This window comes from Enterovibrio nigricans DSM 22720, assembly GCF_900167155.1.
In the GTDB taxonomy this organism is placed as follows: domain Bacteria; phylum Pseudomonadota; class Gammaproteobacteria; order Enterobacterales; family Vibrionaceae; genus Enterovibrio; species Enterovibrio nigricans.
In genome coordinates this window covers 48,259-62,111 of the sequence record NZ_FUXU01000006.1, presented here as the reverse complement: position 1 = coordinate 62,111, position 13,853 = coordinate 48,259, and the positions used below count along the sequence as shown (strand labels likewise).

Genomic DNA, 13,853 nt, shown 5'->3' with positions numbered 1-13,853 from the left:
TAAATTGGAAGGAGTGTCAATAATTCGGAGAGAGTTGATGGTTGAAGTGGCAGAAAAATAGGCAACAAAAAAGGCCCGGACGGGCCTTTAATAAATGAGGTCTGCTCTTACCACTTTTTCTTTGGTGCAAAAAGTTCATCGAGCTCTTTGTTCTCGTCATTCTTCGGTTTGGCAGCTTCAGCACCCTGATCGAGTGACGTGTTCACGTCATCTAACATTGCTGAGAGGTTTTCTTTGGCAGACTGGCAGTATGCATCGCTTTTAGCGCTCACAATGGCCAGCGCTTTTTTAAGCAACTGCTGCGCCGTACCCATTTGCCCTTTAATCTTGGCATCGTTAACGCGCTTAACCACGTTTTCAATATTTATTTTAAGCTGCATTTGTTCTAAACGTGCGTTCTCGGCCACAAATGCTTGGGTCTGCATACGTCCTTTCGTGTGTTCTGCTTTGATAACAGCACGGAGACGTTTGACCAGTTTGAGCATAGAGATCGCTTCGCGATCGCTGTCTGGCACACGAAAAGAAGTGGATTCTTTGTTTTGATATGCCTGTTTGATTTGGTTCACTTGGCCTTGTACATCATTAATGCGTTGTGGCAAGGAACGGTCAGACTTATCAATCTCATACATTGTTTTCAATGCATCGAGAATTTTTTGGTTCAAGCAAACTAGCAGTGTGCCACTGTATGGCAAGTTGTGAGCGTTACCGATCAGCTCTTCCGTGGCATCAATAACGGCGATATATTTAGCCATTTCCTGGCGCTTAGTTGACTCTACACGTTGACGTTGCTGAGCCATGATGTTGTAACCAACAATAAGGCCGAGCAAGATAACGGATAAGCCCACAATCAAGGCGATATTCATAAGCGAGCGTCGATGTTCCCTGTTTCAACTTAGGCAGACTAAGATACACGATCTGCAAGTATGGTTATAGTTTGTTATTACTATTTTCGATCTTAGCTAAAATCTGAGGCAACGTAACGCTTTTCTCAAGCTTACTGCGTTTGAACGCACGTTTATTGCACAAGAATTTATTCTGTTTAGTATGACGTAAGGGGAGCTATTTATTGGTGCTTTGCCACAAATGCGCTTTTTTTGCGCGATAGCTTGCGGATATGGTAAATACCGCTACTCAAAGCCCGAGATAAACGCTATATATCACCTGTACCTCTCCACTTGCTACTGATAACTGTATGAAACTTCAATAATTAAAATACATCGTGGAAGTCGTGAATCATGACCTGAATGTTTCTTCTACCGCGGAAAGTCTTTTTACCTCACAACCTGGCATCAGTAAGCAAATCCGTGCGCTAGAAGATGAGCTTGGTGTGCAGGTCTTCGGGCGAAGTGGTAAACATTTGACGAAGTTAACCCCTGCGGGTGAACAAATCGTCGATATTGCCAGAGATATTCTTTCGCGCGTAGACAGTATTAAGTCCGTAGCGCAGGAGTACACCAACCCTGAATACGGTCAGTTGAACATTGCGACAACGCATACGCAGGCGCGTTACGCTTTGCCTGATGTTATTTCGCGCTTTGTACAGCGGTACCCTAAGGTGTCTTTACACATGCACCAAGGCGCGCCGAGCCAAATTGCCAGTTTTGTGTTGAAGGGAGCGTCAGAGTTTGCGATCGCAACAGAAGCATCGCATCTGTATGAAGATTTAGTGATGTTGCCGTGTTATCACTGGACGCGCTCTTTGATTGTCAAAAAAGGCCATCCACTAACAAGAGTTCCTAAGCTCACTATTCAAGATATCGCACGCTATCCGTTGGTCACCTACGTCTTCGGCTTCACTGGCCGCTCAAGTTTAGATTCTGCATTTAACCGTGCGAAACTGCGTCCAAATATTGTTTTCACTGCGACTGATGCCGACGTGATCAAAACGTATGTGCGTCTGGGCGTCGGGATCGGGGTCATGGCGACAATGGCTTACGATGCAAAACTCGATGATGATCTGGTGGCGATTGATGCCAGCCATATTTTTGATGCCAGCACTACCCGAATTGGGTTCCGTAAAGGCACTGTCTTACGGAATTATATGTATGACTTCATTGAGAGTTTTGCACCACACCTGACACGTGACGTGATAGATAAAGCCATGCAATGTAAAGATTCGAATGAAGTGGATAGGCTGTTTGCCACAATGGATTTGCCTGTTCGCTAGCTGAGTTCCGATAGATTTAGCACACACGCTTACGCTCTTATCGTCGATAGACCCTGAACCGCTGCACCTTGCAACGGTTTGGGGGTATACTCCGCGCGTTTCAATCAAATGGCTTTCAGCTTGGAGTGCGTCTTTTCTATGGTTACGTCCCCCTTTATTCCTCAGTTTTTGATGCTTGACGACATTCTGTCTCGTCATGTTGACCTTTGGCAGGGCGTGCCATTTGACTGTTTGGATCTGCCTTGGCGAGACACTCACCCTGAACTTTGCCGGTGGTTGGACGCGCAAAGCCTTTCGTCACTTCAAACATTCAAAGAAAGCCCGCAATTGCTGATAGACGCAGTCAGTGCATGGTTACCAGAGTGCTCCCAATTACATGAAGCCAGCGTGGTACCTGAACACACAACCTCGCACCTTCTATGTGATGGCGTCTGGGCGACGGGCATTCCTGGACGCAAATGGTCTCAAATTCAGGCATTCAATCAGTCATTACCCCCGATAAAGCAGGGCCGGTGGCTTGAATGGTGTGCGGGGAAAGGCTATTTGGGGCGTATGTTAGCGGTTTCTCGGGATGCAAGTGTGACCAGCTTAGAGTGGCAGAAGGCACTCTGTGAGGATGGTCAGGCCTATGCGGATAAACACAACTTGGCGATGCGCTTTGTTCAAGGGGATGCGTTTTCACTAGATAATAGAGTGTTATTGGATGAATGCGATCATGCTGTTGCGCTTCATGCTTGTGGTGACCTACATGTGACGCTATTACGCCATGCCGTAAATACAGCAGTGGAAAGTGTCACGGTATCGCCTTGTTGCTACCACCTGATCCAACATTCGGCATATCAACCACTTTCTCGCTATGCACAAAACTCTTCGTTGACGCTTTCTCGCCATGACTTGAAATTACCATTACAAGAAACGGTGACGGCAGGACAGACGGTAAAGAACAAACGCTTTATTGAAGTGAGTTTCCGGTTAGGCTTTGATGCATTGCAGCGAACGTTGAACAAGGTTGATTGCTATCTTCCTGTACCTAACGTACAAAAATCATTGTTAAATGAAGGCTTTTCGGCATTTTGTCATTGGGCTGCCGAGCAGAAAAATATTACTCTTCCCGCAGGGACTGATTTTGAACACTATCAACAGGTTGGGGAAGTGCGGTTTCACCACGTAGAAAAAATGGAAACCGTTCGTACATTGTTCCGGCGTCCGCTAGAAATTTGGCTTGTGCTAGATAGGGCGATTTATCTGCAAGAAAACGGTTTTGATGTCGACGTCACCACGTTCTGCAAAAGGGAACTTACGCCACGCAATCTGTTTATTCATGCCATAAGGAAAGGCTAAATGGACCTGAGTGTTGACCAGCTCGTTCTTATTGCGCTAGCACTGTCGGTGGGTGCCTTTGTACAAAGTCTTATTGGCTTCGGACTTGCCATTGTATCAGCCCCCATTCTCATGATGATTGACCCCATGTTGGTGCCCACCGCAGTAACCTTGGTTACCTTGTACCTGTCGTCGGTAAATACCTGGCAGTACCGTTCGCAATTGTCGCTTCGAGGGCTAGGTTGGGCGTTTGTTGGTAGGATTCCGGGAACCTTGGTGGCAGGTGTAATGCTGGCTTACCTTTCTTTGTCTGCCATGCAAATAATGATGGGCGTAGCGGTAATGTTCGCCGTTGTCGCGAGCTTGTTTAAGTTTTCGGTAGAGCCAAATAACAAAAGCATGTTTTTGGCGGGTTTTGCAGCGGCAGTGATGGGAACAACAACGAGTATTGGTGGTCCGCCAATGGCGTTGGTTCTGCATAAAATGGATGTCGTTAAATTACGAGCAAACCTTTCGGGCTATTTTATATTCAGCTGTTTCATTTCTCTCATTGCGCTTGCCATGGCGGGCTATTTTACGCTCTGGCATGTAAAAGTCAGTTTGATGTCTTTACCGTTTGTGTTACTTGCCTCTGCGATTGCTTACAAGATTGCCCCTTATGTTCGTGCGGAATGGGTTAGGTTTGGTCTGTTGGCACTTTGTACGTTTGCTGGCGCGAGCACATTTATTCAGGGGCTTTCCTGATGCCACTCGTTTGATGATATTTTGATATAAAAAACGCCAGCAAAAGCTGGCGTTTTAGTGTCTGGTTTTCATGTGCAGAAGAAATTAGAACTTCAGGCTAACCTGCATGCCGATAAACTGCGCATCATATTCTGCGCCCGAGTCCATCGCATATTGCATGGCTTCTTTATTATCAAACCACGGGTTGTAGTTCATTTTAACGTCAGTATCACCTTGCCAAAAGTCTGTGATCCAGTGATGGATATGACCCACAGGGTTCAAGACAAACAGGCTAACGCCACCGAGTGTTTCAGAACCCAGTACTTCACCGCCGTTGCTAACAATACTTTGTTCTGTCAAATACATCCATTCACCGACTGCTGCGCCAAAAAGTGGAGTGACGATGATATCTTGAATAGACGGCACTTCAGCGAAGGATTCAACGCCGTATTCCCAGAAGAATGTAGACATTGTGAATGAGTAAACGAAGGATTCAAATTCATTGAAACCAGAGTGACGCGCAGCGGTATAGTAAACACCACCAAAATAAGGGTGCATCACATAGTTCAGGAAGTGATCATCTTTGTCCCATACAGGGCCTTCTGAAACGTTATCCCACCACTTGCTAGTAAGGTTACTGAAGTCGCGATCTTCTGCGGTCCAGTTGGTTATGCTTTCTGGAAGAAACGTCATCATACCGACAGTTGCCACACTTAAACCTAAAATGGTGTAAGTCTGACCCATCAGGTAATCCCAGTCTTTTTCAGGGGCAGTGCTTAGGTATTTTGGCAAACGGTGCTTGGGTGCGTCATTGAAGCGCATTCCGTTGTCCGTCTCAACGGCTGAGTTATCGCTCAGTGCCGTTGGTGCGAATCCATAAGTATTTGAATAGTCGTATGCTTGCTGTTCAAAACTCAAGGTTGAAGCATCAAAAGCAAAAGCAGATTGGGCACACAGCAAACTTGCCGCTGCCAAAGTCGAGCGATAGCGCACGCAGGATCTCCACACAAACAAAAGCCAAACCCGACACGTCAGAAATGCTCTGAAGCCAGGTTCGGCAGCTAATTAATTTATATTCACAAATGTGATTGTTTTGTCGGTGTTATGCGTAACATCCTTGTTAAAGACACCGGCACAGTATCGTCTCTTAATTGATACCATTTACTAATTGTGAGGCAATGACAATTAGGCCGCTAATCATAGCAATTGAAAGGGCGATATTTCCACCAAAAACTTGGTACTTATCTTTGTTTAATCCCGTATACCGTACTTTTTTTGCCATCAGTACAGGAAGAATGACTGCAAGCAAAACCAGCGCAATCGCGGCATAGCCTAATGCCTTGATAAATCCATCAGGGTAAAAGAGCGCGATAAGAAGGGGCGGGAGGAATGTAATAGCGCCAGTTTGCATTCGACCTTTGACGGTATTGTCTCGTTTTAACGTGTCTGAAATAAAGTCAAACAGGCCGAGACTGACGCCTAGAAAAGACGTTGCCAGTGCGAGATCCGCAAACCAAGAAATGGCCGATGTAACGCGTGGGGACATGACAACATTGCTGATCGCATGGAAAAACCCCTGTAGATCGCCACTTTGCGATAGCGAGGTCTGACCTAACGCACCGAAGCTCGCTGCTTGCCAGAACATGTAGATCAATAGTGGTAATGCGGAACCGCAAAGCATGATAGTGCGCAAAGAACGAATGTTTAAGCCAGTGTAAGCCACAACCGAGGGGATGCTGCCGTGAAAACCAAAAGAGGTAAACATCACAGGGATTGCTGCCACCAGCAAGCCTTGTTCTATCGGTAGCAAGACAAGGTTGCTCATTGATACGTGTGGGGTAAGCAATCCCAACGAGAGCGTAAGCATGATGATTTTGAGGGCGAAAAGGCCGCGGTTAATAAAATCGACTTTTTGCGTGCCAAGCATGATTGCGCCGGCAACCAATAAGGTGAACAACACCGTTCCCGCTGCTGGTGGAAGGTCAAATTGTGCCAGTGTTGATAGCTTGGTGTTGAATTGCCCACCGCCGCCAGCAATGTATGCAGCGCATAACGCGTAAAGAAGAAATAGTGTGGCGAACGTGGCCAAATATTGGCCTTTTCTCCCCAGGAACTGTTTCGATAATGTGTTTAGCGTTGCCCCTGCTGGCGCGTGTTGATGGACTTCCAGCATGAGTAGGGCGGTATAGCTCATCAGCATCCACATCGCGATCATAATGAGCGTTGACGTTGTGAAGCCGAGCCCTGCGGATGCAAGAGGCAACGCCAACATACCTGCGCCGACGGTTGTGCCGGCGATTATCAATATACTTCCTACTGTTTTACTGCTCATGGTTCCTACTTGATGCTGTATTATATTCTTTACACTTAAGTTGAGTGGTGAAGAATTACACTGTATTTAGTGAATATTCCATGGATTATCAGACCAATCCAGATTTCAGAGGCGCTGAGTGTAACAAAAGGAAAACGCTGTGTGTAATTAATTTTGTACGGTTATTCTGGGTTGCGGTGTTGCCGAGTGTCTGGGCATAATGGTCTAACTTCAATGCATACAAGGAGATATCGGTGGAGCAGAGCAAACTTCGCGTTGCCATGTTGAGTACGGGAGAAGAGGTGTTACACGGTGATATTACCGATACCAATGCTGCTTGGCTCTCGCGTCGATGTTTCGAGGAGGGATTTTCCCTTCACCGTCGTGTCACTGTCGGAGATGCAATTGATGATCTTGCGATTGAACTGGTACGTTGTAGCCAGGTTTCTGACGTCGTGATTGTGAATGGTGGTTTGGGACCGACGACGGATGATCTCACCACTGAAGCGATGGCGATGGCCATGGATGTTGATCTTGAGTTGAATCCCCATTGGCTGACGGTATTGAAAGAGCGTTTTGAGAAAAACGGTCGAACCATGGCCAAGAGCAACATCAAACAAGCGATGCTGCCAGAGGGGGCTGAACTGATTGATAATCCTGTAGGCACTGCGTGCGGATTCAAGGCCGAGCTAAATGGCTGCCAGATGTTTTTTACGCCGGGTGTCCCCAGTGAATTTAAGCAAATGTTCGACAACGAAATTTTGCCAACGCTACAAGCCCTTTACCCCAATACCTACCGACGTGAAATCCAGCGTCTATACACGTTTGGTCTCGGAGAGTCATTGCTTAACGACCGGTTTGAATCTGTTGAACTACCCGAAGGATTTGAATTGGGTTATCGCTCGGCGTTGCCATTCATTGAAGTGAAGGTATTTTCTCCGAGGCAGCACTCCGAAATCTCATTAGTGACAGAAGCGATTAAGCTTGCGATTGGTGACAACCTGGTTGGGGATGGAGAGCCATTGTTAGATACTGTCGGCAACGTGCTCAGTGACATGCGGTTTAGAGTGGCGGTGGCGGAAAAATTCACGGGCGGGTATTTGACGAATTGGTTTAATCAAAATATTGACACCCAAAACGCACTGGTCCAAGGGTGGGTGCTCAGTGAGTCATCCTTAGCTGCGGAGAGTGATTATAACCCCTTGGCGGCCGTCCTTGCGATGGCAACTGCAGCACGAGAAAACGCGGGCGTTGATATTGGACTGGCGAGTGGAAATGTTGAAGCGGGTCGTGTGGCGTTAGGGCTTTCAACGTCACTCGGGGATTGGGGTGTCATTGTTAAAGCGCGTCGCTCGCTCGAACATGAGGATTTTCGTTGCTATGCTTCCACCATGATGCTGGATATGCTGCGACGATATTTGCTGGATAAAGATATGTTCCCTGAAATCAGTGCGCTGGCAACTTTGGAGTCGTTACATATCCCTGTCGATATCCATAAATAAACAAAGCCTGACGAAAGTCAGGCTTTGTTGTCTAGCAACAATCAGGAACTTCCTGGGCTAAGAGGCATAGAGGTTCAGCTCAAGAGATTTCACAACGTGGGCAATCATGCGCTGCGCACGAACACTGTTACCCGATTCATCTAATGGTGGTGAAAATGCGGCGATACCAAGCTTGCCTGGCGCTACAGCCAGTAAGCCGCCACCAACACCGCTTTTCCCTGGAAGACCAACCTCGAACGCCCAGTCACCAGAATAATCATACAATCCCTCCATCGTCATTTCTGCCAATATGTAGGGAATGTTGGCTGCAGTAAGTACTTGTTCGCCGGAAATGGGGTTCACACCTCGATTGGCAAGCGTTGCGCTTATCACCGCTAAATCTTTACAAGAAACCAAGGTAGAACACTGGCGAGTGTATACTTCACACGCTTCCATGGGATCGCAGAAGCAATTCCCCGCGGCATAGAGCAGCCATGCGATACCGCGATTGTGAAAGTTGGTGGTCTGTTCTGAATCATTGATTTCGTCTGAAAGTACAATGTCTCGTGCAGCTAATCGTCTTTGCACGTCAAGAATACGAGCCCAGCGTTCTTCGGGAGTCTTGGCGTTTAGCAAACTGACGCTAGCCATTGCGCCAGCGTTCACCAATGGCGATAACGGTTTATCTTGATGTGCACATAAAGCCAGCACGGAATTGAAGGGTAATCCTGTCGGTTCGGCGCCAATTTTCTCTCTTACCATTTCAGGGCCGACATCTTCCATTAATAGTGCCAGCGTAGCGATTTTTGAAATCGACTCGATAGCAAAGCCATAGTCACTTTCACCAGCTTGATAGATTTGACCGTCAGCCGTTACGATGACCAGCGCAGAGAGCGCGGAAGGCACGGAGTCCAGATAAGGAATGTAACTCGCATTTTCTCCCCCCGGTAAGGTGTGAAAAAGTGCATAGGTTTCATCCACCAATGTTTGCAGTTCCGACGCTGAAGGCAGCTTGTTCATAGTTTGCCTCCTTGGTTTTCTTGATGGTGTTCTGTCACAGCGTTTGTATGTTTGTCTGAATGGTTTTGCAAGCCAGGGTGAATGCCCTCTATTTGCCAAGTGAAGGGTGCAAAGTCTGAATTTTCGTCACGCCAATGCGGTTTTCTCACGGCGTAAATGACTAGCGGAATCGCGATGAACAGCAGCGTTAAGCCTACCAGCAGTGAAATGAACACAGTTGGACTGCCCACGGCTATTTGGCTAGGCGGAATGAAGCTGAAAGCAAATGCAGTCAGTGATGCTGTGAAGCCTATACCCGCAATGGCATACAAACCATTTTTACCGCCAGGCACTCGGTAGGGACGCGGACGGTTTGGTTGGCTGAAACGTAAGTAAATCGCTGCGGAGAACATCAACATATACAAGGTGAGATAGATCACTGCCGCAAGTTGACTCAGGATTTGGTAAGCCGCTTCGACGGATGGCAATACCACGAAGGTGATAGCCAGGAAGCTGACGACGATCCCTTGTACGAGCAAGATATGTGTGGCCATGCCATTTTTGTTAGTGTGCTGCCAAAAGCGTGGCATATAACCTGCTTTCGCGACTTCTAACAGGCCGGTTGATGGACCCGCTACCCACGTAACGATCCCTGCCAGTACACCGATGGCAAGGCAGATAGCCATGACGGGCGCCAAGAAGCCTAGTCCCGCCCATTTGAACATATCAAAGTAGGCAACCAACAGACTCTGGGTCAGGTTGATGTCAGCACTTGGAATAACAAATGCAATCGCCAATGTACCAAGGATGAATATCACCACGGTACCGAGAGCCGCAACACCAATTGCTAACGGATACGATCGGGTTGGGTTTTTTAAGTCTTTGACGTGAATGGCGTTCATCTCCATACCGGCATAAAATAGGAATATGCTGGCTGCTAAGACGACATTGTTGAAGTTAGAGAAGTCAGGAACCAATTGAGACCATGACAAATCAATCTGAATTTTTGCACCACTAAAATAGAACGCAAAGCCCAGCATGATCAGTATGATCGCCGGAATGATCGTCCCGATAATACCGCCCCACTTAGAAAGCAAGGTAAACGCTGATACCCCCTTGAATGCCACGAAAGTCGCAAACCAATAGATGGCGAGAACAATCGCGAGAACAAAGAACTTATTTTGCGATAACGCGGCATCGAACGTCTGATCAGGGCCGATAAAGGCGAGAGAGACCGCCCCGAAAGTCAGCGCTGTCGGAAACCACACACAGACCTGTACAAAAAGTAAAAACATCGAAATAAAGGCGAGGCGAGGGCCAAATGCTTCGCCTACCCAACGGAAAATCCCGCCTTTTTCTGGCCAACCGGTTGCCAATTCCGCGGCGACCAATGAAACCGGTACTAAAAAGAACACGGCAGCGAAGACATAATAAAACACCGAGCTGAGTCCATACTCTGCTTCGGCGGGTAATCCACGAAGGCTGACCACCGCCACCACGTTCATGATGGCAAAGGTGGCGACACTAATTTTTCCAGCTTGTTTGAGATTGCTGTCAGAAGGCGATTTCTTGTTCATTTTTCTTATTCCTGCAAGTACGTCTGACCGTCATCGGAACGGTCAGACTGGGATAAATGCAAAACTAACGTTTCTTGGGCGAAGAACTGAGTTAACCGTGGTGGAATGAAGACGTTGCACCGGAGTGCACTTGAGGGTATTGCTTGAAGTACTCAACGCAACGTTTGAGGTCTTCCAGCATCAGTGCAGCCATATCAAGGCTGACGCCGTGACGAATCATGATGCGCTGAATGACCGTGTCCTGGCGGTTGCCCGGCAGAGGGTAAGAGGCAATTTGCCAACCGCGCATACGCATCCGGTCAGAAAGATCGTATAGGGTAAATCCCCAATCACCTTCTTTGAGACTGTAACTCAGTGCTGGCAATCCGCCGCGACCATCGTAAAAGAGGTCGAATGGACCGATTTTCGCTATCTCATCAGCTAGCCATTGTGCGGTTTTTAAACAGCTTTCTTGAATGCCTTTGTAACCGTCAAAACCCAAACGAAGGAAGTTGTAGTATTGGGCTACGATTTGTCCGCCAGGTCTGGAGAAGTTCAGGGCGAATGTTGGCATGTTGCCGCCAAGGTAATCGACATTGAAGACCAACTCTTCTGGCAAGTGCTGCTCGTCACGCCAAACCACCCAGCCCACACCTAAAGGGGCGAGGCCATATTTGTGGCCTGAGCTATTGATGGAGACAACACGTGGTAAGCGAAAATCCCATTTCAATTCCGGGTTGATAAAGGGAGCAATAAAACCGCCTGACGCACCGTCAACATGGATAGGAACATCTAGCCCAGTAGAGGCTTGTAGTTCATCGAGTTTATTGGAAATGGCTTCTACAGGTTCAAACACACAGGTGTAAGTCACGCCAAGCGTGGGCACAACACCGATGGTGTTTTCGTCGACATATTGCATGAGTTTTTCTGGGTTCATGCAAACTTCATCGCCATCTAGAGGAATTTCGCGCATTTCAACGTCAAAATAGCGTGCGAATTTGTGCCAGCAAATCTGCACGGGGCCACACACTATGTTCGGTTTATCGGTAGGAAGTCCTTGTGCTTCACGCTTTTGACGCCAGCGCCATTTCATGGCGAGCCCACCTAGCATTGCGGCTTCCGAAGAGCCTGTGGTGGAACAGCCGACCGTTGTTTCGCTTTCTTGGCTATTCCACAGTTTGGCGAGAATGTGGACACAACGCGCTTCGATTTCGGCGGTTTGCGGGTATTCGTCTTTATCGATCATGTTTTTGTCGATACAAACATCCATGAGTTCATGGACACTGGAATCCATCCAGGTAGAGCAAAAAGTGGCAAGGTTTTGTCGTGCATTGCCGTCCATGAGCAGTTCGTCTTTTAGCATTTGCGCGACGAGTTCAGCGGGTTGGCTTTCTTTAGGTAGGGCGAATTTGGGTAGCTGGGTCTGGGAGAGGACTTCTTCATAGAGGTCTTCATTTCCTGAACCACTTTGATTTTTATAATACAGTCCCATAAGTGTTGCTCCTTCAATGTGCCTTCGAAATAGAGGTTTTCTAAAAACGGTTATGAGCACCTGTAAGTATAGTAGGAACAACGATTGAGAATTGCCTTAGTTTTAGGATGCAATCTTATCTTGATGAAGTGTCTTAAAAATAAGATATAAAAGCGGTATATATTGAGTGGTTAGTCATTTCTGGTGAATAGTTTTACATATGAAGCTTTGCTTAGTGAATGGCACGACGGATTTCTAAGATGATCTTTTTGAGGGGAGTCGGTAAAAAGCGTGGAGGTTTTTGGGGAGGGTATGTATGCCTAGACAAAAAAAAGCGCCGTGAACCTGAGTCAGAGGTTCACGGCTTTTCTTGCTACAAATGAAACCTGATAATCGAAGTCAATGTCGACGTTTTGTGAAGGTATTGCGCTGCACGTGAGAATTTCGCCTGCTGCAATGTAGGCCATTGTGTCCTGTTGAGATACCGCTCCTTTTTGAAGCTTACAGCGACAAGCGCCACATACCCCATTCCGACACTGAAATTCTGGTTGTAGTCCTGCTTGCTCCAATTGCTCAAGCAAGGGCTGGTGGGTGTTACCCACCAGCGGTTGACCGTTCACTGTGATAGTGATTCGGCTCATAGTTCAAAGTCGCCCAGATCATCAATATCGACATCGTTGTCGATTTGACCAACCAAGTAAGAACTGATTTCAGCTTCCTGTGGTGCAACTTGGACGTTGTCAGAGGAAAGCCAAGCGTTAATCCAAGGGATAGGGTTTTGGTTCGCGCCCGGATATGCTTGTTTGAGACCAACAGCAGACATGCGAAGGTTAGTGATGTATTCAACGTACTGGCACAGAATGTCTTTGTTCAAACCAATCATCGAACCATCTTTAAACAGATACTCTGCCCACTCTTTTTCCTGCTCGGCCGCGGCTTTAAACAAATCAAAACACTGCTGTTCGCACTCTTTTGCAATCTCTGCCATTTCAGGGTCGTCATCACCGCCGCGCAAAATATTCAACATATGTTGCGTACTGGTCAGGTGAAGGGCTTCGTCGCGAGCAATTAGCTTGATAATTTTGGCATTACCTTCCATCAACTCGCGCTCAGCAAACGCAAACGAACAGGCGAAGCTGACGTAGAAACGGATGGCTTCTAATGCGTTAACTGACATCAGGCACACATAGAGTTTCTTTTTTAACTCGCGCAGTGAAACGACAACCATCTCGTCGTTAACGGTATGTTCGCCTTCGCCTAAACGGTGGTAGTCGCTGGTGGCCTGAATCAAATCGTCGTAATAACCGGCAATGTCGTCTGCGCGTTTGATGATTTGCTCATTCACTACGATATCGTCAAATACCTGTGAAGGGTTGTTAACGATATTTCGAATAATGTGTGTGTAGGAACGTGAGTGAATGGTTTCAGAGAATGACCATGTCTCAATCCAAGTTTCCAACTCAGGAATAGATACCAAAGGGAGCAGTGCTACGTTTGGACTGCGGCCTTGAATGGAATCCAACAGGGTTTGATACTTCAGGTTGCTGATGAAAATGTGCTTTTCATGTTCCGGCAAATTGGCGTAGTCAATACGATCACCTGAGACATCCACTTCTTCCGGGCGCCAGAAAAAGGAGAGCTGCTTTTCGATCAGTTTTTCAAAAATGTCGTATTTTTGTTGGTCATAGCGAGCCACGTTAACGGACTGACCAAAGAACATAGGTTCTTTTAGGGGATTGTTGTTTTGTTTAGAGAAAGTGCTGTAAGCCATTGCTATCAATACGCCGTGAAAAGTTAACCGTTTAGAGGGAGCGTTGCTCCCTCT

The 13,853-nt window shown here is 47.2% G+C and carries 12 protein-coding genes; 4 read left to right on the top strand and 8 right to left on the bottom strand.

What is annotated here, in order from left to right:
* Window positions 1-107: 107 nt before the first annotated feature.
* Entirely contained in the window at window positions 108-863 is a 756-nt protein-coding gene (locus tag B5D35_RS03890) for a DNA repair protein (RefSeq protein ID WP_078751285.1), read from the bottom strand.
* Window positions 864-1,216: 353 nt separating this feature from the next.
* On the opposite strand from B5D35_RS03890, the gene cysB reads away from it, so the two are divergent.
* The 3 genes from cysB (at window position 1,217) to B5D35_RS03875 (ending at window position 4,231) form a co-directional block, all read left to right on the top strand.
* Window positions 1,217-2,167 carry an HTH-type transcriptional regulator CysB gene (gene cysB / locus B5D35_RS03885; RefSeq protein ID WP_244556502.1) on the top strand — a complete coding sequence of 317 codons (951 nt, stop codon included), beginning with the start codon at window positions 1,217-1,219 and terminating at the stop codon, window positions 2,165-2,167.
* Between the two features lie 138 nt (window positions 2,168-2,305).
* On the top strand, window positions 2,306-3,508 hold the full coding sequence (locus B5D35_RS03880) for a methyltransferase (protein ID WP_078751284.1): 1,203 nt from the start codon (window positions 2,306-2,308) through the stop codon (window positions 3,506-3,508).
* Window positions 3,509-4,231, top strand: a complete 723-nt coding sequence (locus B5D35_RS03875) for a sulfite exporter TauE/SafE family protein (protein WP_078751283.1) — start codon at window positions 3,509-3,511, stop codon at window positions 4,229-4,231.
* An 84-nt stretch (window positions 4,232-4,315) separates the two neighbouring features.
* On the opposite strand, the gene B5D35_RS03870 is transcribed toward B5D35_RS03875, so the two are convergent.
* Together B5D35_RS03870 and B5D35_RS03865 are read right to left on the bottom strand one after the other, a co-directional pair.
* Complete coding sequence (locus tag B5D35_RS03870) at window positions 4,316-5,203, bottom strand: DUF3943 domain-containing protein (protein WP_078751282.1); 888 nt, start codon at window positions 5,201-5,203, stop codon at window positions 4,316-4,318.
* A 154-nt stretch (window positions 5,204-5,357) separates the two neighbouring features.
* Window positions 5,358-6,542, bottom strand: coding sequence for an aromatic amino acid transport family protein (locus B5D35_RS03865; RefSeq protein WP_078751281.1), 1,185 nt, complete (start codon window positions 6,540-6,542; stop codon window positions 5,358-5,360).
* Between the two features lie 233 nt (window positions 6,543-6,775).
* Between B5D35_RS03865 and B5D35_RS03860 the strand changes: the two genes are divergently transcribed.
* On the top strand, window positions 6,776-8,023 hold the full coding sequence (locus tag B5D35_RS03860; protein ID WP_244556499.1) for a CinA family nicotinamide mononucleotide deamidase-related protein: 1,248 nt from the start codon (window positions 6,776-6,778) through the stop codon (window positions 8,021-8,023).
* A gap of 57 nt (window positions 8,024-8,080) precedes the next feature.
* Here the strand turns inward: B5D35_RS03860 and glsA are convergent, their stop codons facing one another.
* From glsA to nrdB, 5 genes are all read right to left on the bottom strand, one after another.
* Entirely contained in the window at window positions 8,081-9,022 is a 942-nt protein-coding gene (gene glsA / locus B5D35_RS03855; RefSeq protein ID WP_078751280.1) for a glutaminase A, read from the bottom strand.
* Window positions 9,019-10,578, bottom strand: coding sequence for a glutamine/gamma-aminobutyrate antiporter GadC (gene gadC / locus B5D35_RS03850; RefSeq protein WP_078751279.1), 1,560 nt, complete (start codon window positions 10,576-10,578; stop codon window positions 9,019-9,021). The genes glsA and gadC overlap by 4 nt, the downstream gene beginning before the upstream one ends.
* Before the next feature lie 91 nt (window positions 10,579-10,669).
* Window positions 10,670-12,049: a glutamate decarboxylase gene (gad, locus tag B5D35_RS03845; protein WP_078751278.1), complete on the bottom strand. Its 1,380-nt coding sequence runs from the start codon at window positions 12,047-12,049 to the stop codon at window positions 10,670-10,672.
* A 329-nt stretch (window positions 12,050-12,378) separates the two neighbouring features.
* On the bottom strand, window positions 12,379-12,669 hold the full coding sequence (locus B5D35_RS03840; protein WP_078751277.1) for a 2Fe-2S iron-sulfur cluster-binding protein: 291 nt from the start codon (window positions 12,667-12,669) through the stop codon (window positions 12,379-12,381).
* A complete protein-coding gene (gene nrdB, locus B5D35_RS03835; RefSeq protein ID WP_078751276.1) occupies window positions 12,666-13,799 on the bottom strand; it encodes a class Ia ribonucleoside-diphosphate reductase subunit beta in 1,134 nt (377 codons plus the stop codon). Before nrdB ends, B5D35_RS03840 begins: the two co-directional genes overlap by 4 nt.
* Window positions 13,800-13,853: the final 54 nt, after the last annotated feature.

Excerpts from the sequence above, each read along its gene's own strand:
- B5D35_RS03890 (WP_078751285.1), bottom strand. The coding sequence starts at position 863 with ATGAATATCGCCTTGATTGTGGGCTTATCCGTTATCTTGCTCGGCCTT.
- B5D35_RS03880 (WP_078751284.1), top strand. The coding sequence starts at position 2,306 with ATGGTTACGTCCCCCTTTATTCCTCAGTTTTTGATGCTTGACGACATT.
- B5D35_RS03875 (WP_078751283.1), top strand. The coding sequence starts at position 3,509 with ATGGACCTGAGTGTTGACCAGCTCGTTCTTATTGCGCTAGCACTGTCG.
- B5D35_RS03865 (WP_078751281.1), bottom strand. The coding sequence starts at position 6,542 with ATGAGCAGTAAAACAGTAGGAAGTATATTGATAATCGCCGGCACAACC.
- glsA (WP_078751280.1), bottom strand. The coding sequence starts at position 9,022 with ATGAACAAGCTGCCTTCAGCGTCGGAACTGCAAACATTGGTGGATGAA.
- gadC (WP_078751279.1), bottom strand. The coding sequence starts at position 10,578 with ATGAACAAGAAATCGCCTTCTGACAGCAATCTCAAACAAGCTGGAAAA.
- gad (WP_078751278.1), bottom strand. The coding sequence starts at position 12,049 with ATGGGACTGTATTATAAAAATCAAAGTGGTTCAGGAAATGAAGACCTC.
- B5D35_RS03840 (WP_078751277.1), bottom strand. The coding sequence starts at position 12,669 with ATGAGCCGAATCACTATCACAGTGAACGGTCAACCGCTGGTGGGTAAC.
- nrdB (WP_078751276.1), bottom strand. The coding sequence starts at position 13,799 with ATGGCTTACAGCACTTTCTCTAAACAAAACAACAATCCCCTAAAAGAA.